General features: G+C 59.6%; 23 protein-coding genes and 3 tRNA genes. 9 read left to right on the top strand and 17 right to left on the bottom strand.

The window, feature by feature from the left end:
- The first annotated feature begins 24 nt into the window (after positions 1 to 24).
- On the top strand, positions 25 to 1,497 hold the full coding sequence (gene amn / locus AC0IW7_RS02085; protein ID WP_241000574.1) for an AMP nucleosidase: 1,473 nt from the start codon (positions 25 to 27) through the stop codon (positions 1,495 to 1,497).
- Positions 1,498 to 1,830: 333 nt separating this feature from the next.
- Here amn and AC0IW7_RS02080 read toward each other — a convergent pair whose 3' ends face one another.
- Together AC0IW7_RS02080 and ahr are read right to left on the bottom strand one after the other, a co-directional pair.
- Positions 1,831 to 2,865, bottom strand: a complete 1,035-nt coding sequence (locus AC0IW7_RS02080; RefSeq protein ID WP_471815520.1) for an MBL fold metallo-hydrolase — start codon at positions 2,863 to 2,865, stop codon at positions 1,831 to 1,833.
- Between the two features lie 93 nt (positions 2,866 to 2,958).
- On the bottom strand, positions 2,959 to 3,987 hold the full coding sequence (gene ahr, locus AC0IW7_RS02075; RefSeq protein ID WP_471815519.1) for an NADPH-dependent aldehyde reductase Ahr: 1,029 nt from the start codon (positions 3,985 to 3,987) through the stop codon (positions 2,959 to 2,961).
- Positions 3,988 to 4,129: 142 nt separating this feature from the next.
- Here ahr and AC0IW7_RS02070 point away from each other — a divergent pair, with 142 nt between their 5' ends.
- A complete protein-coding gene (locus tag AC0IW7_RS02070; RefSeq protein ID WP_463383768.1) occupies positions 4,130 to 4,738 on the top strand; it encodes a pseudouridine synthase in 609 nt (202 codons plus the stop codon).
- 80 nt (positions 4,739 to 4,818) lie between these two features.
- Here the strand turns inward: AC0IW7_RS02070 and AC0IW7_RS02065 are convergent, their stop codons facing one another.
- Both AC0IW7_RS02065 and AC0IW7_RS02060 read right to left on the bottom strand, forming a co-directional pair.
- A complete protein-coding gene (locus AC0IW7_RS02065; RefSeq protein WP_463540032.1) occupies positions 4,819 to 5,022 on the bottom strand; it encodes a DUF2788 domain-containing protein in 204 nt (67 codons plus the stop codon).
- A 118-nt stretch (positions 5,023 to 5,140) separates the two neighbouring features.
- A complete protein-coding gene (locus tag AC0IW7_RS02060; RefSeq protein WP_471815518.1) occupies positions 5,141 to 5,620 on the bottom strand; it encodes an Lrp/AsnC family transcriptional regulator in 480 nt (159 codons plus the stop codon).
- 593 nt (positions 5,621 to 6,213) lie between these two features.
- Between AC0IW7_RS02060 and AC0IW7_RS02055 the strand changes: the two genes are divergently transcribed.
- Positions 6,214 to 7,305, top strand: a complete 1,092-nt coding sequence (locus AC0IW7_RS02055) for a DUF6515 family protein (protein WP_471815517.1) — start codon at positions 6,214 to 6,216, stop codon at positions 7,303 to 7,305.
- Between the two features lie 60 nt (positions 7,306 to 7,365).
- Here AC0IW7_RS02055 and AC0IW7_RS02050 read toward each other — a convergent pair whose 3' ends face one another.
- Together AC0IW7_RS02050 and AC0IW7_RS02045 are read right to left on the bottom strand one after the other, a co-directional pair.
- A complete protein-coding gene (locus AC0IW7_RS02050; RefSeq protein WP_122452344.1) occupies positions 7,366 to 7,698 on the bottom strand; it encodes a PilZ domain-containing protein in 333 nt (110 codons plus the stop codon).
- Positions 7,699 to 7,707: 9 nt separating this feature from the next.
- A complete protein-coding gene (locus tag AC0IW7_RS02045; protein ID WP_471815516.1) occupies positions 7,708 to 10,077 on the bottom strand; it encodes a DUF1631 domain-containing protein in 2,370 nt (789 codons plus the stop codon).
- Positions 10,078 to 10,282: 205 nt separating this feature from the next.
- Here AC0IW7_RS02045 and AC0IW7_RS02040 point away from each other — a divergent pair.
- From AC0IW7_RS02040 to AC0IW7_RS02030, 3 genes are all read left to right on the top strand, one after another.
- A tRNA-Asn gene (locus AC0IW7_RS02040) sits at positions 10,283 to 10,358 on the top strand.
- A gap of 10 nt (positions 10,359 to 10,368) precedes the next feature.
- Positions 10,369 to 10,445: transfer RNA gene (locus AC0IW7_RS02035), tRNA-Pro, on the top strand.
- A 5-nt stretch (positions 10,446 to 10,450) separates the two neighbouring features.
- Positions 10,451 to 10,526 (top strand) — tRNA-Lys (locus tag AC0IW7_RS02030).
- Positions 10,527 to 10,703: 177 nt separating this feature from the next.
- Here the strand turns inward: AC0IW7_RS02030 and AC0IW7_RS02025 are convergent.
- The 4 genes from AC0IW7_RS02025 to AC0IW7_RS02010 form a co-directional block, all read right to left on the bottom strand.
- Positions 10,704 to 12,002: an NAD(P)/FAD-dependent oxidoreductase gene (locus tag AC0IW7_RS02025; RefSeq protein ID WP_471815515.1), complete on the bottom strand. Its 1,299-nt coding sequence runs from the start codon at positions 12,000 to 12,002 to the stop codon at positions 10,704 to 10,706.
- A 63-nt stretch (positions 12,003 to 12,065) separates the two neighbouring features.
- On the bottom strand, positions 12,066 to 12,239 hold the full coding sequence (locus AC0IW7_RS02020; RefSeq protein WP_122494453.1) for a DUF3094 family protein: 174 nt from the start codon (positions 12,237 to 12,239) through the stop codon (positions 12,066 to 12,068).
- A 41-nt stretch (positions 12,240 to 12,280) separates the two neighbouring features.
- Entirely contained in the window at positions 12,281 to 12,775 is a 495-nt protein-coding gene (locus AC0IW7_RS02015; RefSeq protein ID WP_471815514.1) for an MOSC domain-containing protein, read from the bottom strand.
- Entirely contained in the window at positions 12,772 to 13,401 is a 630-nt protein-coding gene (locus tag AC0IW7_RS02010; protein WP_463560295.1) for a DUF1780 domain-containing protein, read from the bottom strand. Before AC0IW7_RS02010 ends, AC0IW7_RS02015 begins: the two co-directional genes overlap by 4 nt.
- A 152-nt stretch (positions 13,402 to 13,553) precedes the next feature.
- Here AC0IW7_RS02010 and AC0IW7_RS02005 point away from each other — a divergent pair, with 152 nt between their 5' ends.
- Positions 13,554 to 14,234, top strand: a complete 681-nt coding sequence (locus tag AC0IW7_RS02005) for an energy-coupling factor ABC transporter permease (protein ID WP_471815513.1) — start codon at positions 13,554 to 13,556, stop codon at positions 14,232 to 14,234.
- A gap of 109 nt (positions 14,235 to 14,343) precedes the next feature.
- Positions 14,344 to 14,559, top strand: a complete 216-nt coding sequence (locus AC0IW7_RS02000) for a hypothetical protein (protein WP_471815512.1) — start codon at positions 14,344 to 14,346, stop codon at positions 14,557 to 14,559.
- Positions 14,560 to 14,562: 3 nt separating this feature from the next.
- On the opposite strand, the gene yacG is transcribed toward AC0IW7_RS02000, so the two are convergent.
- The 6 genes from yacG to AC0IW7_RS01970 all read right to left on the bottom strand — a co-directional run bounded on the left by yacG (position 14,563) and on the right by AC0IW7_RS01970 (position 19,805).
- Complete coding sequence (yacG, locus tag AC0IW7_RS01995; RefSeq protein WP_463550505.1) at positions 14,563 to 14,769, bottom strand: DNA gyrase inhibitor YacG; 207 nt, start codon at positions 14,767 to 14,769, stop codon at positions 14,563 to 14,565.
- Complete coding sequence (coaE, locus tag AC0IW7_RS01990) at positions 14,766 to 15,377, bottom strand: dephospho-CoA kinase (protein WP_463383759.1); 612 nt, start codon at positions 15,375 to 15,377, stop codon at positions 14,766 to 14,768. Before coaE ends, yacG begins: the two co-directional genes overlap by 4 nt.
- The gene (locus tag AC0IW7_RS01985; RefSeq protein WP_471815511.1) at positions 15,374 to 16,246 is read right to left on the bottom strand and encodes a prepilin peptidase; all 873 of its coding nucleotides are present in this window, start codon (positions 16,244 to 16,246) and stop codon (positions 15,374 to 15,376) included. Before AC0IW7_RS01985 ends, coaE begins: the two co-directional genes overlap by 4 nt.
- 4 nt (positions 16,247 to 16,250) lie before the next feature.
- Positions 16,251 to 17,468, bottom strand: coding sequence for a type II secretion system F family protein (locus AC0IW7_RS01980; RefSeq protein WP_471815510.1), 1,218 nt, complete (start codon positions 17,466 to 17,468; stop codon positions 16,251 to 16,253).
- 3 nt (positions 17,469 to 17,471) lie between these two features.
- Positions 17,472 to 19,166 carry a type IV-A pilus assembly ATPase PilB gene (gene pilB, locus AC0IW7_RS01975; protein WP_471815509.1) on the bottom strand — a complete coding sequence of 565 codons (1,695 nt, stop codon included), beginning with the start codon at positions 19,164 to 19,166 and terminating at the stop codon, positions 17,472 to 17,474.
- A 171-nt stretch (positions 19,167 to 19,337) separates the two neighbouring features.
- Positions 19,338 to 19,805, bottom strand: coding sequence for a pilin (locus AC0IW7_RS01970; protein ID WP_471815508.1), 468 nt, complete (start codon positions 19,803 to 19,805; stop codon positions 19,338 to 19,340).
- 349 nt (positions 19,806 to 20,154) lie between these two features.
- Here AC0IW7_RS01970 and tfpZ point away from each other — a divergent pair, with 349 nt between their 5' ends.
- Positions 20,155 to 20,889 carry a TfpX/TfpZ family type IV pilin accessory protein gene (gene tfpZ, locus AC0IW7_RS01965; protein WP_471815507.1) on the top strand — a complete coding sequence of 245 codons (735 nt, stop codon included), beginning with the start codon at positions 20,155 to 20,157 and terminating at the stop codon, positions 20,887 to 20,889.
- Between the two features lie 30 nt (positions 20,890 to 20,919).
- Here tfpZ and nadC read toward each other — a convergent pair whose 3' ends face one another.
- Entirely contained in the window at positions 20,920 to 21,768 is an 849-nt protein-coding gene (nadC, locus tag AC0IW7_RS01960; RefSeq protein WP_122494430.1) for a carboxylating nicotinate-nucleotide diphosphorylase, read from the bottom strand.
- Between the last annotated feature and the right edge of the window lie 118 nt (positions 21,769 to 21,886).

Here is a 21,886-nt window from a genome sequence, read left to right as displayed (position 1 = left end):
CGAGTCCAGACAGGAAGGCCGATCGTGACCAGCAATACCGACAGTTTTGTTATCGCCCACACCCCCGAAGACGCCGTGGAACGCCTGGCCGAGTTGCATCAGCGGGCCGTGGATGGCCTTAGCCAGGCGCTCAAGGCGTACCTCAAAGATCGGGTCAAACCGGACCCGAGCCAACGCGGTCTGTTCCGCTACCCCGAACTGCGCCTGACCTACCTGTGCCAAGGCGAAGTGCCGACCACCGTGCGCGCCTACGCCAAAGTGCAGGTGCCCGGCACCTACAGCGTGACCGTCACCCACCCGGCGGCGTTTCGTAAGTACCTGCTCGAACAACTGCGCCCATTGATGAACGACTTCACCGTGCAGGTGGAAGTCGGCGTGAGCCAACAGGACATTCCGTACCCCTACGTGGTGGAAGGCGGCGATGAACTGGCCGGTTCGGGCGTGACCGCAGCGGAATTGTCGCGCGTGTTCCCAAGCACCGATCTGTCAGCCGCCACCGACGGTATCGCCGACGGCCTGTACGACTGGCAAAACATCGACCCGCTGCCGCTGGCACTGTTTGACGCGGCGCGTGTGGACTTCTCGCTGCGCCGTCTGGTGCATTACACCGGCAGCGACTGGCGCCACGTGCAGCCCTGGATTTTGCTGACCAACTATCACCGCTACGTTGACCAATTCATTCGCCACGGCCTGGCGCAACTGCGCGACGACCCGCGCTTTGTACGAATGGTCTTGCCAGGCAACGTGATCATTGAGCGCGGTACGTCTGAAGAAGACGCGCAAGCGGTCGCCGATGCCGTGGTTTGGCACCGTTATCAGATGCCGGCGTATCACCTGATCGCCGCGGATGGCCATGGCGTGACGCTGGTAAACATCGGCGTTGGCCCCTCGAACGCGAAAAACATCACCGACCATTTGGCCGTTTTGCGTCCGCACTGCTGGCTGATGATTGGTCACTGCGGCGGCTTGCGTCAGTCGCAAACCATTGGCGACTACGTGCTGGCCCACGCCTACATGCGCCGCGACGGCATTCTGGACCGCGTGGTGCCGCCGCACGTGCCGATTCCGGCCCTGGCCGAAGTGCAACTGGCCTTGCAGGAAGCCGCCGCTGCCGTGACCGGCGAAAAGGGCGAAGCGCTGAAACGGCGTCTGCGTACCGGCACGGTATTGACGTACGACGACCGCAACTGGGAACTGCGCTGGGCCCAGGAACGGCCGCTGATTAACCTGGCTCGCGCCATTGCCGTGGACATGGAAAGCGGCACCATCGCCGCCCAGGGCTATCGGTTGCGGGTGCCGTACGGCACGTTGTTGTGCGTATCGGACAAACCGTTGCACAGCGAAATCAAACTGCCGGGCGCGGCGGGCGCGTTCTACGAGCGAGCGGTGAACCAACACCTGCACATCGGCATCGCCGCCCTCGACCTGATGCGCACCCAACTCGACTCACTGCACTCACGCAAACTGCGCAGCTTCGATGAGCCGCCGTTTAGATAAGGCGGGAAATTTCTTCGTTAACCCTGTGGCGCGGCTGGCGGCGTTCCGATTAGCCGCGATGCTTTTGGAAAAAGAGCATCGCGGCTAAAGCCGCTCCCACAGGTTTCGATTGTGGGCGAAATCGGCCGTCCCGTTCAGAGGACAACACAGCAAACGCCGTCATTCCCGCGAAGGCGGGAATCCAGAATCTCCAAGGGAACCCACAACCGTGGACATTCCCCGCTCGCGAACGACCAAGCCGCTCACACAGGATAAATACCGCCCCTGTGGGAGCGGCTTCAGCCGCGATGCTGTTGAAATCACCGTCTCAAAGCGTAGCCACCGAGGGCGTGTTCAAGGGATTGCCCACGAATCGCCCGGCTGCGGCACCCGAAAGGTCTGCGGGTCCACTTCCTGTTCTTGCAACGCCGCTGCCAGATCCGCCGGCGGGGCGAACTGGCCTTCGTCAGTAAGCCGGAAGGTGCCGAAGTGAATGGCCATGCTGTTTTTGGCCTGCAATTGCCGGTGTGCCTGCACGGCGTCGTCGGGGTTCATGTGGTGGTCGCGCATAAACCAGCGCGGCGCGTAGGCGCCGATCGGCAACAGCGCAAAGCGCATCGGCCCGAAGCGTTCATTGATCAGTTTGAATTCCGGACCCAACCCCGTGTCGCCGGGGAACAGCAGCGGGCCACTCGCGGCTTGCAGCACAAAGCCCAGCCACAGCGTGTGGTTGGTATCGCTGCGGGTGCGTGACGACCAATGCTGCACCGGAACGCCATGCACGCTGAGGGTCGGGCTGATGGGCAGTTCCTGCCACCAATCAATCTCTGCCACGTCGGTAAAGCCGGTCTGCTTGATCAGCGCGCCGTTGCCCAGGCCCGTGACCACTTTGGCTGTCGGAAAGCGCAGCGCCAGCTTGCGTAGGCTTTCCAGGTCAAGGTGATCGTAGTGGTTGTGGCTGACGAGAATCAGGTCAATCGGCGGTAACTGCTCGATGCTCAGCCCCGGTTGCTGGAAGCGTTTCGGGCCAATAAACGTGAACGGGCTGACCCGCTCGGACCACACCGGGTCCGTGAGAATGTTCAGGCCCTGATGCTGCAACAGCACGGTGGCGTGGTTGATGTAAGTGGCTTGCAGCGCATCGCCCATCACCCGCTGCGCCAGCACGGGTGGTGTTTTTGCCGCCGGTTGGCTGACCCAGGCGTCGGTGCGCTCGCGGTTGAGCTGCCACTTGAGCAGGTCGCGCAGGCTTTTTTCCGGGGTGGGTTGAATGTTGCGGAAGCGCTCGCCATCGAAGTGGTCGCTGGCGGGGCCTTGGTAAGCGGAGTTGTTACAGCCGGCCAGGGTCAGCAGGCTCAGTAACCAGGTGGGGCGGAGGTTACGTGGCATTGACGAAACTCGCAGGGGAAGATGCAGGCAAACCTAGCATGGCCGCTTGGGTTTGCCTGCTCCCTTACATGTTTTGCAACTCAACGCAGCGCGTTATTTGCTGGCGTCGAGCACCACGCGGTAACGGGCTTTGCCGGCGCGCAGGTGATCGATGGCGTCGTTCACTTTGCTCATGGGGAACATTTCCACCTGAGGCACGATTTGATGACGGGCGCAGAATTCCAACATTTTCGCCATGTTGGCCGGTGAGCCTACGGGCGAGCCGGAGATGGCTTTTTGCGCGGGAATCAAGCTGAACACGTGCACCGGAATGGCGCTCGGCACGATGCCGACAAAGTGCAGGCGGCCACGGCCACGCAAGGTGGCGAGCAGGCTGTTCCAGTCCAGATCAGCGCTGGCGGTCACCAGAAGGAAATCCAGAGTGCCGGCAATCGCTTTCATCGCCGCACTGTCGGTGGACGCCACCGCTTTGTGCGCGCCCAGGCGCTGGGCTTCTTCCTGCTTGCTTGGCGAGGAGGTAAACGCCGTGACTTCGCAGCCCCACGCATTGAGGAATTTCAGTGCCAGGTGACCGAGGCCGCCGATGCCAACCACGCCGACGCGGTCGGTGGGTTTGATGTCCAAGTCCACCAGCGGGCTGAACACCGTTGAGCCGGCACAAAACAGCGGGCCGGCCAAGCTTGGGTCGATGGCCTCTGGAATCGGAATGGCCCAGGCCCAATGGGCGCGCAGGCGATCAGCGAAGCCGCCATTGCCGCCGATGATGGTGGGTTGCACGGTGCGACACAGCTGGTGGGAACCTTCCATGCACGAAGCGCAGTGCATGCAGCTGCCTTTGTTCCAGCCGATGCCCACACGCTGGCCACGTTTGAGGCCACGCACCTGGTCGCCCACGCGCACCACGGTGCCGACCACTTCGTGGCCGGGAATGAACGGATAGCGAGTGCGGCCCCATTCGTTGTCGATCATCGATTGGTCGGAGTGGCAGATGCCGCAGAACTCCACCGCCACTTCAACATCTTCGGCGGCCAGCGGGCCTGGATCGTATTCATACGATTGCAGCGGGGCTTTGGGCGCGGTAGCGGCCCAACCGGTGAACTTCTCGACCTCGGACGTGCTCATGCAAGGATTCCTTGTGGGTTAGACGGCGCAACGCAGCAGCATAACCATAGACGGCAAATGATGAAGCGAGATAAGCCCGATTGATGGTGCGTACATGGCCTCGCGTTACACTGTGCAGCCTGCTCGTTGCCCTGGATTGTTCATGTCGCGCCCACCTCGTCCCGCCCGCCCAGCTCCCCGCCGCGTCGCCAAAGCGCCGCCGGCTGAGCCGACGTTGTTGCTGTTCAACAAGCCGTTCGACGTGCTGACTCAGTTCAACGATGAGCAAGGCCGCAGCACGCTCAAAGACTTTATTGCGGTGCCCGGCGTGTACCCGGCCGGGCGGCTGGACCGCGACAGCGAAGGGCTGCTGCTACTGACCAACGATGGGCAGCTGCAAGCGCGAATTGCCGACCCCAAACACAAGCTGGCGAAAACCTATTGGGTGCAGGTCGAAGGCGAGCCGACCGAAGCGCAGCTGCAACAATTGCGTGATGGCGTGACCTTGAATGACGGACCGACCTTGCCGGCTGAAGCGCGGCAGCTGGCCGAACCTGAACTGTGGGAGCGCAATCCGCCGGTGCGGTTTCGTAAGAGCATTCCGACGTCGTGGTTGGAATTGGTGATCAGGGAAGGGCGCAACCGCCAGGTGCGGCGGATGACAGCGGCAGTGGGGCTGCCGACGTTGCGGCTGGTACGGGTGCGGATTGGGCCGTGGAGTATCGAGGGGCTGGGGTTGGGGGAGTGGAAGGCGGTTGAGGCACGGCTTTGAGTCGTTCGTCGTAGGTTGGGCGGTGCGCGTGGCTCACCGAGCGCGACCAACCCAACCAGCGCGCAAATTCCTGCTCGGCTCTAGAAGCCTTCCAGGCTTCCAATCACCACGGTCTTGATGATGAAGCCCAACACGCCCAGGCCAAGGGCGAGGAACAGGACCATGGTGCCGTAGCGGCCGGCTTTGGATTTTTTCGCCAGATCCCACACGATGAAGGCCATAAACATCACCAGGCCGCCGACCAGGATGATCATCATCCACTCTTCAAACTTTTCCGGTTCCATTACAACCTCAGGTATTCGTCAGACACACACGTATAGCCACACGCCTCAAGGGCGGGCCTTGGCGGGCGATTATACGTCAGCCTCCGGGCCCGTGGCCGCAGGTTGTCGGGGCAAGCGTTTAGCCGCGCAGGTGTTGTAACGGCAGTTGGGTGCTGGAGATTACCTGGTTGAGCACGAAGCTCGAGCGCACGCTGGTCACGCCCTCGATGCGCGTGAGTTGGCCCAGCAGGAATTTCTGGTAATGGTCCATATCCGGCACCACGACCTTCAGTTGGTAGTCGGCGTCCATCCCGGTCACCAGGCAGCACTCCAGCACTTCCGGGCATTGGGTGATCACCGCTTCGAAGTGCTCGAAACGCTCGGGCGTGTGACGGTCCATGCCGATGTTCACGTACGCCGTCAGGCTTAGCCCCAGCTTCTTGCGATCCAGCAGCGCCACTTGGCGAAGAATGTAGCCGTCATCTTCCAATTGCTTGACCCGGCGCGAGCAGGGCGAGGGCGATAGGCCGATGCGTTCGGCCAGCTCCTGATTGGAGATGCGCGCGTCGCGCTGCAATTCGGCCAGTATGTTCAGGTCGTAGCGGTCGAGGTTGTTCAAGATGGCGCTCCAGTCGGTGCTAATTGCGCAACATGGTGCGTTATGAGCTAAAGATTGCGCAAGTGGCCTATCGATCAGCAATATTCGCAATCCTGTGTCGCGCGGCCAAGCCTACACTTTCCCTCAAGTTAAACGACCCGGACGCAAGTCCAACTGGCCCGCTCAATCAGGCGCGCCAGAGCCGCCGATCCTACCGGGTCGCCTCGGCAACCGGGTCCGCACTGCCCAACCAGGCGGTCGAGACAGGCGGCGACACAATCGCCAGCAGAGGACAAACGGGCCCCCCTAGTGGGCCCTTTTTTTTGGGTGTTAGAAAGCGATCGGCTGCGCGTCGGCCTGGCTGCGTTGGAAACCAATTTCCAATGCTCATGGGCTACAGCCCACTGCGCTTGTAAATTGATTTCCGCCTTGCCAGACCTAGCTCGCTCGATCTGGAGCGGCGGAGCGGCGGTTATTTTTTTGGTTGTGCTTTCTGTTCTGCAACTCCGCTAACGGCTGTTGTCGAAGTGGTTACCGATCGGCTACAAGTGCCCGCCGCTCGGCAATACGGGTGGGCAGGTGTGTCGCGGTCTTTCCTCTCTGGAGTAACAGTCATGAAGTCGCAGTTGTGGCGTCTGGCAGGTGTAGGCGTTCTTTCCCTGGCGATGGGCGCCAATGCGCTCGCCGATGACGGGCCGGATGTGCGTTCGGTGATAAGTGGCAGTTCGCAGCGTGATCAGGGGCGCGGCAACGGCGGCGGCAATCAGGGCGGGCAGCAGCAAGCGCGTCCGCAGCAACAACAAGGGCCGCAAGGCGCTGCCCGCACGTTGGGGGCCAGCAGCCCGTCGCAGCGTGATCGTGATGATCGCGGTGGCAATGGGCACAACGGCGGCTACAACGGCGGCGGCTATAACCAGGGTGGCCATAACCAAGGCGGCTACGGCAATCAAGGCGGTTACAACGGCGGCGGATACAACCAGGGCGCCGGCCAAAACCATAACGGCAATGGCTACAACGGTGGTTATAACGGCGGCCACACCGGTGGCGGGCGCGATGACGACCGCGACCGTCCGAGCAATAACGAGCAACGAGGTCCGCAGGGTCCGGCCCGGCAACTGGGCGCTAAATCACCGCCGCCGCCGGGCAATCAGTGGCATGGCGGGCGTCCGGGCGGCGGCTGGGGCTCTGGGCCGCGCTGGCAGCCGGGCTACCGGGTAAACACCATTCCATCAGGCCGTTGGCGCGTGCCGCACGGCGGTGTCGACTATTACTACGCCGACGGTTACTGGTATCGCCCGTACGGCCCGAGCTACATCGTCGTCACGCCGCCTTACGGCGTTCGGGTGCGCACGCTGCCCTCGTATGCCGAGCAGCTGTGGATTGGCAGCGCGCTGTATTTCATCGCTGCCGGCACCTATTACCTGTACCAGGCCGACCGCCAGGAATATGTGGTCACCAGTCCACCCGTTCAGGTGACGAGCAATAACGGCTGGCAGGGCAACGGCTACGACGTGGTGGCGTATCCGGCGCGCGGGCAGAGCGAGGCGCAGTTGGCGCAGGACCGCTACGACTGCCATCGCTGGGCGGTGAATCAAAGCGGCTTCGATCCCTCCCAAGCCACCTATGCGCCGGCGCAAAACGTGGCGGACATTTACCGCCGCTCGCTGGGTGCATGCATGGCTGGGCGCGGTTACAGCGTGAATTAAGACGTTCAGTGCGCACAAAAAAGCCCCGCAGTTGCCGGGGCTTTTTTATCGGCTGACCGTTTACAGGCGCTTGAGCAACCCTTCGAGCAGCACGGCTTGGTCTTCGGCCAAATCGATGATGTGAAAGCCCGACCAGCAATGCTGACCGTCGGCGCCCGGGCGGCTCCACAGGCAATCCGCACCCAGGCGAACTTCGGTCAGGCCTTCGACCGGCGGGTAGGAAACGAGGCGGCATTCCAGTAGCGCATCGGCTTCTTGGGGGCAGTCACCGAACAGCATGAAGCCCTCGGCGGAGAGATCCACTACGCGGCCCAAGTGGCGCTCGGTGTGCAAGTCGTACACTTCCAGATGCAGCTCTGCGGCGTGTCGGCTGTGCTGGCGACGATCGTCCATTACGGCTCCTTAACTGTTGTCGGCGCGACCGGTGAAGCGTTGCAACACCCGGTAGATGGCGGTCAGGGCGCGGTCCACCAGCGGGGCCTCGCGTTCGGTTTGGAGGATGCGAACCAGACCTTGTTCCATCTCATTGGCTAAAATCGTCAGCGGTTTAATCGCCACGCGCTGGCCGCTGTGGTCGACGAACATGTAGTTGTGCGTGGTCGGGCTGAACCATGACAGCTTGAGGTTACGTACCTGCGCGCCGTCGATAAATTCAAACCAAGTACCAAACTCGATACGGCCCAGTTCCTTGGCAATCAGCTGCGCCTGGTGCGACAGGCCCGAGGCTTGCGGGGCGGTCGTCGCTAACGCAGCGTCCTCGCCAAGCATGGCGCCGAGCGGGCTTTCTGGCAGCACCGGATTGAGCTTGGCGGCCACTTGCGGCTGCTTGGCCTGCACCGCGTGCTGGCAGGCGACGATGTCTTGAAGTAAGCGGCGGATGCCGTCTTCGTGATAGCCGCCGAGAATCTCCAGGCCTTTGCGCAGGTCTTCCAGCAGTTGCACACGAATCGACTGCAAGCGCTCCTGACCGGCTGCGTTCAGCGGCGTGCTACTCCATGCAAGCTGCTCGGCCACATCGCTGTAGCGTTGCCACTCGGGGCTGCGTTCGCCGTGGCGCAACAACACGAATACCAGCGCGTCGGTCCAGGTGAGTTCGAGAAAATTGCGAATCAGCGGCGGCGGCTGACGGTTGGCCAGCGCGCGGGCAATGATGTCCACCGCTTGCTGGCGCGCGCCGAGCAATTTGTCGCGACCTTTGGCGGCTTCCACCGCACGCCGCTCCCGCAGCGCCACCTTGTGTTGCAGGTTGGTGGTGAACTCGTTGAATTCTTCCAGCAGGCTATCGAACAGTTTCAGTTCGCCGTCGAAGCCCTGGATGACGCGTTCGACCACCCAGTGAATTTTCGCCAACAGGCCACGGTCGTCTTCTTCGCCGCCATACAGCACGCCGGCCTGGGCCATGGCGTTGAGCAAGCGTCGCGCCGGGTGATGGTATTGGGTGAACAGCGCCTTATCCAGCAGCGCCACTTTCAGGTAAGGCGTGTGCAGGTGGGAGAGGGCGGTTTTGCAATTGTCTGGCAGGTTTTCGTCATCAAGGATGAAGTCGAACAGCATGCCCACCAGGTCGATTACATCCGCTTCCTGGTCCGACAGTTTTTGCTGGCCGGGTTCGCTGCTGTGAGTTTCCAACTGCTGCTGCAGATCGACTTTGAAATCTTCGACTTGCTGCGGACGTTGCAAACGCTGTGAGAAATCCAGCGCCGACTGTTGCTGCAAACGGTTCAGTGCGTCGAGCAGGTCGCTGGCCGCGTAGGTGCGTGTCGCGCCGCTGGGGGCGAAACTGGCGATACTGCGCGTGCCGCCCAGAAGCGGCGCATCGACGTTGTAATGCCGGCGCTCGCCGAGCAAGGCAGCCAGGCTGCTGAACAATGCGGTTGGGTCGGTCGGCTCCGGGCCAGACGCGTCGTACGGCACACGCGCGGCTTCGGCGCTTGGTGCGGCGGCCGAGGCGGCGGGCGCTGTGCCGGCGGGTGCCGGTTGCGCATTTCGCACGGGCTCGTTGGTCGCTGCGGGCGCTGCACTGGCCGGCTCACGCGGCGCCGTTGGAGCGCGTCGGGCATCGGGGGTGCGTTGCGGCGCGTACTTGAGGTTGGGCAAAACCCCGGCATCAATCAGGCGCTGATTCATCGCTTCATACAGGCGGTCGAGGCTCTGCATGACGTGGCGATCAAACAACATATAGAGGATGGTTTTGATCTGCGGCGGAAACGGCGTGGGCGCCAGCGCTTCGCGAAACGCCTGGGCAATCGCGCGCGGCCCGAACGGGTTGTTGTCTTCGCCTAGCTTCTGACCGTTGTTCAACACCGCCAGCCGTTGCTCGAGTGCGAACAGCGGCTCGGCGCAGCGGGCTTTGACCCGGCTGACCATGTTGGTGACTTGCAGACTCTCTTCGTAATCTTCGTTTTGAATCAACGACAGATCTTCAGCGCGCAGCCCTGTCGCGTTCGCTTCGGGCTCGAGCGTGCCTTCAAGAAAATTAGAAAAATTTTGCGCCACGCGCTGGTGATAGCTGCGCTCGATTTGCGGTCGCTGCCGACGAATTTCGCGCATGTTGTCGAAAAACAACGACTGCACTTTATTGTTCTCGGCTTTCTCGGCGCATTCAAACAACGTGTCATCAACCTGCCCGAATACCCCGGTGAGGTGTTCGGCCAAACGATTCATCGCGAGCTTGCGGCAACCCTGCACCAGGTCCCCAAAACGCGGTTGAATTCCGCGGCTGGCAAGCGTCTGGTGGGTTCTCGATGGTGGGGGTACGTCCTGCGTGCTCATGGACTGTCCTGTTCAAGCCAAGCGGCTTATGCATCCTGCGGCGATCATATCTCACGCAAACATAGAGTGGCGATCACGTCGCTGCAAATCATTGTCTTAAAAGCTATTTAGGGGGTTGACAGGGTCGCGGATATCCTTAAAATGCAGCGCCTCGATACGGCAAATGGCTAACGCCAAATGACGTAAAGAGATGGAAGCAAGTAGTTCCGCGATAGCTCAGTCGGTAGAGCAAATGACTGTTAATCATTGGGTCCCAGGTTCGAGTCCTGGTCGCGGAGCCAATCTTTCAACCGGGGTATAGCGCAGTCCGGTAGCGCGCCTGCTTTGGGAGCAGGATGTCAGGAGTTCGAATCCCCTTACCCCGACCATTTTTGGGTCGTTAGCTCAGTTGGTAGAGCAGTTGGCTTTTAACCAATTGGTCGTAGGTTCGAGTCCCACACGACCCACCATTTTTGGCTCTTGATGTTTGAAGAGTTAAATCTTAGGTAAAGCGCTTAGCGGCGTGGAACCAACAAAAAAGGCGTCCTTCGGGACGCCTTTTTTGTTGGCGCTTTTTAAAGCCGCCGCACTCGACGGCGGCGCTTGGGAGGCGTGGGCTGAGCTTCGCCCACGCTTGCATCTCGTTGTCAGTGCAGCTTCAAACGCGGCTCCGTCCCACGCCCGATTCGGTCGCTGAGCATCAGCATCATGGTGCGAAACACGCCATACAGCGCCATCTGGTGCATACGGTAGAGCGACACGTAAAACATCCGTGCCAGCCAACCTTCCAGCATCACGCTGCCGGTGAGGTTACCCATCAGATTGCCCACCGCCGAAAAACTCGCCAGCGAAATCAGTGAGCCGTAGTCACGATAGCGGTAGACCGGCAGCGCTTTGGCCTCAATACGCAGCTTCAGCGATTTTGCCAACAGCGACGCCTGCTGATGCGCCGCCTGCGCGCGAGGCGGTACGTTGCGGCCGTCTTCACCTTGCGGGCACGCGGCGCAATCGCCGAAGGCAAAAATATTGTCGTCACGTGTGGTTTGCAGAGTAGGGCGCACTTGCAACTGGTTGATGCGATTGCTCTCCAGCCCATCAAGGTCTTTCAAGAATTCGGGGGCGCGAATCCCCGCCGCCCACACCTTCAAGCTGGCCGGAATCTCTTGGCCTTGCACGGTCTTCAAATTATCGCGCGTCACCTCGCTGACCGCTGCGTTGGTCAGCACCGTTACGCCGAGTTTTTCCAGGGTTCTATGCACCGGCTGGCCGATGCGCTCCGGTAGCGCGGGCAATACGCGCGGTCCTGCTTCGATCACGGTGATGCGCATGTTTTCCGGCTTGATTCTGTCCAGGCCGTACGCCGCCAACTCATGGGCGGCGTGGTGCAACTCGGCCGCCAGTTCAACGCCCGTGGCCCCGGCCCCGACGATGGCCACGCTGATTTGTCCTGTGCTGTCCGCCTGATTGGCGTGGGCGCGCATGTAGTGATTCAGCAATTGCCGGTGGAAGCGTTCGGCCTGCACGCGGGTGTCCAAGAACAGGCAATGTTCCGCTGCGCCTGGCGTGCCGAAGTCGTTGGTGGTGCTGCCGACCGCAATTACCAGCGTGTCGTAATCCAGCGTGCGCACCGGTACGAGCTCTTCGCCCTGTTCATCAACGGTGGCGGCCAATTGAATTTTTTTCGCCGCGCGGTCCAGCCCCTGCATCCGGCCTAGCTGAAACTCGAAGTGGTTCCACTTGGCTTGGGCGACATAGTTGAGCTCATCTTCGGACGAGTTCAACGAGCCGGCCGCGACTTCGTGCAGCAGCGGTTTCCAGATGTGGGTGAGGTTGGCGTCAACCAGGGTTACGCGCGCGATGTCGCGTTTACCCAAGGTTTTACCCAGGCGGGTGGCAAGCTCCAGGCCGCCGGCGCCGCCGCCGACAATAACAATGCGATGGGACATGGTGAGTTCTCACAAGGCTTTTAAGGATTCGGGGAAAAACCGGCGAGGCGAGCGCGAGGCAGCTCATAGCACTAACCGGCTGAGTAAACGGCTGAGAAGGCCCAGACCAATAACCGAGACCAACACGATTGAGAGCAAAAACCACGGACGGAACGGCCGGCGCTCGACTTGGTGATGCGGCGCGCTGAGGTGCTGGTCGACGCGTTGCTGGTCGTCTGGGCTGAGTCGGCTGGTCATGGCAGGCCTCGTTTGGGATAAATCCATTCTAGTCGTGGGATTTAATCTGGCTCAACGTAAAGCGTGTCCTGCAAACGAATAATCCCACCCTCCAGCACGCGGGCCGTAATTCCACCGTGTCCCCGCGCTGCCTGAAAGGTGCCTCGCCCCAAGCGTTGTTCGAGGCGGGCACAGGGCTGGCACCAACCGGTGGTTTCCAGCAGTGCCTGGCCCAAGCGGAAGCGCCGATTCTTCAGGCTGAACAGATTGATGCCGCTCACCGCGATATTGCGGCGCATATCAGCCGGCGTGATCGCTTGCTCGGCGGGCCGACCTAACAGCGCGCTGATTACCGCCAGGTGCTCCCATTGAATCAGCGTCACTTGCCGCGCATTGCGCGGTCCGGGCCGGCTGTGGTCGCCGGTCAAGCCGGCTTCTCGCCGTGCTTCCACAGCATCCAATTCGAGCATCGGCTCGCGCGAAACCGGTCGCACACCAATCCAGCGAACCTCGCCGTGTTGCGGTACGTCGGCGATCAGGTCCAACAGCTGACTCATAGGCTGATTCCAATATCCAGCAGCACCGTTCGGCCAAGGTTGATGCGCAGAAAATCTGGCGCGCCGGGATGGGCGAACAACACCCGGGCGAAGTTTGGTCCTAACACAGACAGCGACCGCCAGCCCTGGTGCAGAAATTCGGTGGGAGGCGGGAAGGCGCTGTTGAAGTTGGTGATTTCGCGCTTGAGGTTCACGTAGGCGAGCATGTCGAGAGTGCCCACGTCGATACCGCGCTCGCGGTAGCTGGCGGTCTTTTTGCGCAGCGTCGGCGCCAACCGATTATGCAGTTCGGCGGCGGTTATTTTTTTCGGCCGGGGCTCGTGCTCGACCAGTTGGCTGAGGGAATACGCGTTGCGACGTCGCTCCAACTCCTGCCGCCATTCATCGTTAAGGCGGCGGCCTTCATCGAGCACGAAAAACACCTCGAAATGGGCATCGTGAAACAACACATCTGGCGGGTCTTTTTCCGCGGCGCTGAATTCTTCCAAGCGATGCGGCACATTCAGCGCCTGCAAAAAACGCCGGCATACCCAGCGCTCCCGCTCCCATTTCTGGGCGTTGGAAAGCAGGGCGTTGGCCTGTTCGGCTTGGTCGGTCAGTAGACGCAGGTAGTCGGAGTCATCCATGCCCGCCAGTTTAGACGTCGGACGAGGCCGGTGTAGACTGCGATTTCGCCTAGGCAGGAGTCCTCTATGTCGATTCGCCCCGCGCTGCTCACTCGCCATACCGCATTACGCGGGCTGGGGAGCGTTCGCGAGCTCGCAGAGGACGCGCCGTCGTGATCGCCGCCGAGTTGCTATCCACCACCACGTTGACGGCCGGCTGGCTGATCTACCTTCCCGTGCTGGCGTGGGCCGTATTTCGTTCGCCCTGGCTGGAGCTATTCAGCGACACACGCCGCCAGCACTTGCTGTTCGGCACCGTGCTGGGCTTGTTTGTGCTGTGGTTGGTCAGGCGCGATTTCGACGTGGGCGTGTCATTCCATTTTATCGGCATGACAGTCGTGACCCTGTTGCTCGACTGGCCGCTGGCAATCGTCGGCGGCCTAGTCGCCCAGCTCGGTTTGCTCGCCATTGGCCGGCAAGACCTAGCGGCCATGGGCGTAAACGGTGTGTTGCTGGCGCTGGTGCCGGTATTGGTCACCGAGGTGTGCGCGCTGTGGGTAGAACGCCGGCAATCGCAGAATCTGTTCGTCTACATCTTCTGTTCCGGCTTTTTTCCGGCCGCGTTGGCCGCACTGCTTTGCGTGCTGTTGGGGCTGTGGGTGCTGTGGCTGGACGGGCGCTTTCCGATGCCGTTCTGGCTGGAAGACTTTATCGGCTACCTGTGGCTGGTGATGTTTCCGGAGGCCTTTATCAATGGCACGCTGATCACTGCCTTGGTGGTGTTTAAGCCCGAATGGCTCGAGACGTTCAACCGCGACCGTTACCTGCAAGCGCCGTGGAACGATGACGAGTGATTCGCCGTTTTTATAGCGCTGCGCTGCTTGATCTCGATCAGTTTTCGCGCCGAGCACGATTGCCACGCTGCAGCCCAGCCGCACCGGCATACACCGAGGAGATCGCGAGATGAGTGCATACGCATGGGCCACACAGCAGGTGCAGCGCAGCCTGGAAGACGCTGGCGCTCAAGGGCTTGAAACAAGCTTGGCGTTGAGAGCACTACTCAGCGCGGTGATCGAACAGAGCAAACATCACCGCAGCCCTGCGGACTTGGCGCAGGAGCTGCAGTTTCTCGCCGACAACCTGGACGACGACCGCGACTACAGCTTTATGCGGCCCTGAAACTCAGTGGCGCTGCGGCGGAACGTCGAAATCGCTGGAGAAGACGTCGTCCTCCACCGGGTCGCCCGGAATCGCATGTTCCCCGGACGCCCAGGCGCCTAGGTCAATCAGCTTGCAGCGTTCGCTGCAAAACGGGCGCGTGACATTCTTCGGCGTCCACTCGACGGGGGCTCCGCAGGTAGGGCATTTAACGATGGGAGCAGGGCTCATGGCTGGCCTCCATGAAGAGTGAGATAGAAGCGGTGCAAGCGTTCAACTTCGGCTTGCAGCCAGGGTAAGTCGCGGTCATTGAGCAATACGTCATCCGCATGTTTCAAACGGTCCTCGCGCAAGGCCTGGGCCTTGAGAATCGCATGGACCTGCTCCTGCGAGGCGCTATCGCGCAGCATCGTGCGCTCCAGTTGCAGGCTTTCCGGGGCGTCGACCACCAGCACTCGTTGCGTCAGCTTGTACTGACCCGACTCGATCAACAGCGGCGAAACCAGGATGGCGTACGGCGATGTGGCGCTCGCCAAACTGGCCATGATTTCTTCGCCAATCAGCGGATGCAACAGCGTTTCGAGCCAGCGGCGTTCTTCCGGCGCTTGAAAGATAAGGCCGCGTAACGCCGTGCGGTCGAGCTCTCCACTGGCCTGCAAGACCTGCGGGCCGAAGTGCTCGACGATGGCAGCCAAGGCCGGTTTGCCCGGCTCAACCACCCAGCGCGCGGCGTGGTCGGCATCGACGCAGTGGACGCCTAAATCGATGAAGTGCTGCGCAACCGCGCTTTTGCCACTGCCGATGCCGCCAGTGAGCCCAAGAATCCAGGGTGTAGTCATTTAAATCCGGCGATTTGCAGATAGGTGCCGGTTATTTGATCACCCCAGAGCAGCGCAATCCAGCCGGCAATTGCCAGGTAAGGGCCAAACGGAATCGGCGTGCTGGTCTCAGCGTTGCGCAAACGCAGCATGATCACCCCCAACACCGCGCCCACCAGCGAGGACAGCAGAATCGTCAGCGGCAACACCTGCCACCCACCCCACGCCCCGAGCATGGCCAGCAACTTGAAGTCGCCATAGCCCATGCCTTCCTTGCCCGTCACCAGCTTGAACAGCCAATACACCGACCACAAACTCAGGTAGCCGGCGACTACGCCGAACAATGCGTCCTGCGCAGTGGCGAACAAGCCAAACTGATTAACGATCAAGCCGACCCACAACAGCGGCAACACCAATGCATCCGGCAGCAACTGGTGATCGGCATCAATCAGGCTCATCGCCAACAAACCCCACGTCAGCAACAACATCGCGCCGGCTTGCCAAGTGAAACCGAAATGCCAAGCGACATACGCCGAGAGCAGGCCGCAGGTGAGCTCGACCAATGGGTAGCGTTTGCTGATCGGGGCTTTGCAGGAAGAGCATTTGCCGCGCAGGGCTAGCCAACTGACGACCGGAATGTTTTCCCAGGCTTTGATTTCGTGGTTGCAGTGCGGGCAGCTGGAGTTGGGAAGTATCAGATTAAACGTCTTTCCCTTCGGCTCTGGCGGCAGCTCCAGAATTTCCCGCGCCTGGTTCTGCCAATCGCGCTTCATCATTACCGGCAGGCGGTAGACCACCACGTTGAGGAAGCTGCCGACCAGCAGGCCGAGGATTAGGGCGCAAAAAACAAAGGCCAGCGAATCGCTGGCCAAGAGTTGGAATAGAGACATGTTTTTAAACTACGGCACCCAACTGGAAGATAGGGAGATACATCGCAACGACCAAGCCGCCAACCAAGACGCCGAGAATCGACATGATCAGGGGCTCCATCAGCGCGGTCAGACCGTCCACCGCATTGTCCACTTCCGCTTCGTAATACAGCGCGACTTTGTCGAGCATCATGTCAAGGGAACCGGACTCTTCGCCGATGGCGGTCATCTGGATGGCCATGGATGGGAAGACACCCGTGGACTTCATCGAGAAGTTGAGCTGCATGCCCGAGGTGACGTCCTGCTTGACCTTGTTGACCGCGTTTTTGAAAACAATGTTGCCGGTGGCGCCGGCGACTGAGTCAAGGGCTTCAACAAGCGGGACACCGGCGGCGAACGTGGTTGCCAAAGTGCGGGCATAACGGGCTACTGAGGATTTGTAGATGATGTCGCCGACGATGGGTGCTTTAAGAAGTGCTCGGTCCAGTCCGTTGCGAAATTTTTCCGAACGCTTGTTTATCTGAATGAAGCCGAAAACAACGGCGACGATACCAACCAAGAAAAAATACCAAGACTCTGAAAGCCCTCGCGACAAGTTCACCACCATCTGAGTAAACGCTGGGAGTTCTGCACCGAAGTTCTTGAATACCGACTCAAACTGCGGCACCACTTTGAGCAGCAGAATCGCAGTCACGATCACCGCAACGCAAACCACCGCGATCGGGTAGTTCATAGCCTTCTTGATTTTGGCCTTAAGCGCCTCGGTTTTTTCTTTGTAAGTAGCCACTCGATCAAGCAGGTTTTCCAAGGCGCCAGCCTGCTCGCCTGCGTCTACAAGGTTACAGAACAAGTCATCGAAATACATTGGACGAGTGCGCAGCGCGGCCGCAAAGCTATTACCAGCAGCCACGTGCTGTTTGATTTCATCAACAAGCTTGCGCATGTTTGGGTTGTCGAGTCCTTCGCTGATGATGTCGAAGGACTGCAGCAACGGTACGCCCGCCTTCATCATCGTGGCCATTTGCCGGGCGAAAAGGGCAATGTCCATGGGCTTGATCTTTTTGCCCGCGCTCAGCAACGACATGGACTTCTTGCGCACTTTGGTAGGGTTGATGCCCTGTTTGCGCAGTTGCGCTTTTACCAAAGCAGGATTCTGGCCGCTTGTTTCGCCCTTCAGCTTGGAGCCTTTACGATCAGTGCCTTCCCAGGTGAAGGTGCTGGTTTTTAATGCTTTAGCGGCCATGACTTAATCCTTAGTGACGCGGTTCACTTCTTCGAGGCTGGTGACTCCCTGCATGGCCTTCAGCAGTGCCGAGGTGCGTAGGTCGTTAAAGCCATCTTTGCGCATCTGCACCGAAATATCGATGGAGTTGCCTTCCTCCATGATAATGCGTTGCAGCGCTGGCGTGTTTTTAACCACTTCATATATTCCGACTCGGCCTTTGTAACCGCCGTTGCAGTTATCGCAGCCAACCGGGCCGTAAATCTTGAAGGTGCCGACTTTGTCAGCTGGGAATCCTTCTTCGATTAGCGTCTCTGGCGGAATCGGCACTTCTTTTTTACACACGCTGCAAAGCTTGCGTGCCAGGCGCTGGGCAATGATCAGGTTGACCGATGTAGCGATGTTAAAAGAGGGAACACCCATGTTGCGCAAACGGGTGAGCGTTTCCGCAGCGCTGTTGGTGTGCAGCGTCGACATCACCATGTGGCCCGTCTGCGCGGCCTTAATTGCAATGGATGCGGTATCCAGGTCCCGGATCTCGCCGACCATGATGATATCCGGATCCTGACGCAGGAAAGATTTCAACGCAGCGGTGAAGTCCATCCCCTGTTTCGGGTTGACGTTGACCTGGTTAATACCTTCCAGGTTGATTTCCACCGGGTCTTCTGCGGTGGAAATATTCACGTCCACGGTGTTGAGAATATTCAGGCCGGTGTACAGCGAAACGGTTTTGCCGGAGCCAGTCGGGCCGGTTACCAGAATCATCCCCTGCGGCTGCTTGAGCGCCGACATGTAGAGGTCTTTCTGCGATTCCTCGTAGCCGAGGGCGTCGATGCCCATCTGCGCGCTGGAGGAGTCGAGAATCCGCATCACGATCTTCTCGCCCCAGAGGGTTGGGCAGGTGCTTACGCGAAAGTCGATGGATTTGGTTTTCGAAATTCGCATCTTGATGCGGCCGTCTTGCGGCTTGCGGCGCTCGGAAATATCCAGGCTGGCCATCACCTTCAAACGGGCGGAAATTCGGGGTGCCAACTGGATTGGCGGACGGGCGATTTCGTGAAGAATGCCGTCGGTACGGAAGCGGACGCGGTAGCTCTTCTCATAGGGTTCAAAGTGCAGGTCGGACGAACCCATTTTGATAGCGTCGAGCAGCATTTTGTTTACGAAGCGTACAACCGGGGCGTCGTCGGCCTCCTGGTTTTCTTCTTTGCCTGGGCCGTTTTCATCCACCGTCTCGATATCGAGGTCGAGGTCGCCGAGGTCGTCCATGGCGGTATTGGCGCTGTCGAAAAATTTATCGATAGCATCGCCCAGTTTGTCGTCTTCAACCAGAATGGCTTCGGTGTTGAGGCCGGTGCTGAACTGAACGTCGGTAATGGCTTGGTGGTTGGTTGGATCAGATATACCAAGGAAAAGCTTGTTGCCTCGGCGCCATAATGGAAGCACTCGATGTTGACGCACCAGCTTTTCTGCGATGAGATCTTTGGGCTGGCTTTCCTTGTCTAGACTGCTTAGATCTAAAAATGCTACTCCAAACTGATCCGCCGCCAACTCAGCCAGTTGGCGGCTTTTGACTAGTTTGTTCTGTACGAGATAGGTAACAAGCGACGTTTTATTGCGCTGAGCTTGAGCGTAGGCCTGCTTTGCCAGCTTCTCATCCAGAAGTTCTGCTAGGACTAATTGTTTGGCTAAACCAGTCAGATTCACGATGTCGTTCATAGTGATAACTCAAGAGGATTTCTACGTCTGCAGTCTAGCCTTCGGGACTCTTGATAAACAGCGAGTATTTGGAACGCCGGATTGAATCGTCTCCCAGTCCATTATAACGGCGGCTATTTCTTCAGACAAAAAAGAGGCCGCATTAGCGGCCCCTCTTTTGCAACATCTGTATTAACGGACTTTGCGGCAGTTAGCTGGGAGGAACTTGTCAACGATAGTGGTAGTAGCCTCGAAGCATCTCCACTCGATGCTGCCGGTAGCGTTGGCGTTGCTAATTGCAGCGTTATTGATGTACGGCACGAACGACAGTACGTTGTTTCCGGCTAGCTGAGGGATGCCGCCGAGAGTCAATGCGATTGCGCCAGCGTTAGAAATGTTTACAGCAGTGATGATCGGTGTAAGTACCGCTGGGTCGGCGTTAACCACGCCAGCATAGTTCGTCACGCCGGCGATGCCGCGGTCAGCAAACGCATCAGTAACACCAACTTTCAGGCCGCTACCAGCGATCATGCCTTCCGAAACCTTGGCACGAACGGTGTAGTCCTGGTAAGCCGGCAGAGCTACTGCGGCCAAGATACCGATGATCGCAACTACGATCATCAATTCGATAAGGGTAAAGCCTTTCTGCATAGTCTTCATGTAATGCTCTCCGGGGTTGTAAGTAGCAACGTCTTAGTTGCGTTGCAGGAGATATTGCAGCTTGCGTGCCAGGTTTTGGGCGTCCCTTATTTGGCGCTTCTTTTGGGCTTTTTGCGTTGGATCTGGGTGCCTGTGGTTTCACGCGGTGGCGGTAACTGACAAAAAGCGTCATCTGACATTGCCGTGGGATGTCGCCTACGGCTATTGGCCACCATTGCAAGCTGCCAACCCCCGATTTACTACGATTCGTCTCGCTTGCGTGATCGGGTAACCATTGCGCTTACGGTCTTTGAATGCCGCCTGATTTCCCTGCTAGATTGCCGACCACATCTGTTTACAGGAGGTTGCTGTGCCCATTCGCATCAAGGCTTTCGCGCTGCATCTGTTGATTTCTGCGGCTATTGGCGTGCTGTCGCTGTTGCTGATTTTCATGGTTTGGTATCCCGCGCCGCTTTATACGGCGTTGGGCGTGACCCACGTGTTTTTGATGTTGTTGGCGATCGACGTGTGCCTGGGTCCGGCGCTTACGTTGCTTATCTATAAGGAAGGTAAGAAGAGCCTCAAATTCGATCTGGCGGTAATTGCCGCGCTTCAGCTGTCGGCGTTGGTTTACGGGCTCTGGTCTGTGGCGGAAGGGCGGCCAGCTTGGCTGGTGTTCAACGCTGACCGATTCGATGCGGTGCGGGTGTTGGATATTGATACTCGGGACATCGGCAATGCCCCAGCGGCTTATCAGTCGGCGCCGCTGTTTGGTCCCAAATGGGTAGGCGCAGAAAACCCAGCCGACGTGCAAGAGCGCAACAACATTACCTTTGAAGCGACCGCAGGCGGCCCCGACCTGGCCCAGCGACCAAAGCTCTATAAGCCCTTGGAGGACATGGCCGCAGCGGTACGTCTGCAAGCCAAGCCCCTCGATGAGCTGAAGCGCTTCAATAAGGAAGACTCGGTCGCCGCCGCGTTGAGCGAGTACCCGGAGGCAGACGGTTGGCTGCCGCTTATGGCTAGCGTCAAACCTATGGTGGTCCTGGTTGACCGTAAAGCGGGCCAGGTCGTGGCTATTGTCGATCTGAATCCCTGGAACTGACGCAAGCGGCCTGCCTGTGGTGCGGTTGAGTCAAATGCTCAACCGCATCGACAAATCCACCGCCTTAACATCCTTAGTCAACGTGCCAATCGACACGTAATCCACGCCAGTCTCAGCAATCACCCGCAGCGTCGTCTCATTAATCCCACCCGACGCTTCTAGTTTCGCCTTGCTCGCGGTCATCGCCACCGCCGTGCGCATTTCATCAAGGCTCAGTTCGTCGAGCATGATGATGTCGGCGCCGGCATCCAGCGCTTCCTTTAGTTCTGCCAAGCTCTCTACTTCAACCTCGACCGGCTTGCCGGGCGCAATGCCGTGGGCGGCTTTAATGGCTTGGGCGATCCCGCCGCACGCGGCGATGTGGTTTTCTTTTATCAAGAAAGCGTCGTACAGGCCGATGCGGTGGTTATGGCAACCGCCTTGGGTGACGGCGTATTTCTGTGCCAGGCGCAGGCCGGGCAGGGTTTTGCGGGTGTCGAGCAGTTTCACCCCGGTGCCTTCGACGAGGTCGGCGTAGTGGCGGCAGCGGGTGGCAACGGCGGAGAGGGTTTGCAGGAAGTTGAGGGCGCTGCGCTCGCCCGTGAGCAGGGCGCGGGCGGGGCCTTCGAGGTGAAACAAAGGTTGGTTAGGCTGCACGCGATCGCCGTCCTGAACTTGCCAATGAACAGCGACGCGCGGATCTATTTGGGCGAATACGTTGTCAACCCAAGCGCTGCCGGCTATGACGGCAGCGTCGCGGGTGATGATGGTGGCGTGAGCAAGGCGTTCGGCGGGGATCAGTTGGGCGGTGATGTCGCCGCTGCCGACGTCTTCACGAAGAGCACGGCGTACGTTGGCTTGAATTTCTGCGCCAAGGTCGGCGAGGGCAAGGTTCGGCATTGGGAGCTCCCGTTTCGGATGGGGGCAATTATAAGGAGGCGAAGGTCTCTGTGCAGCGCCATTTATTTAGGCGGATCTGTGCGGAGTTTCGCGCGTTGGTCGTCCGTTAGTAGCCGTT

It is taken from the genome of Pseudomonas sp. AC229 (genome assembly GCF_979254655.1).
This window is presented reverse-complemented; position numbering and strand designations above follow the sequence as displayed.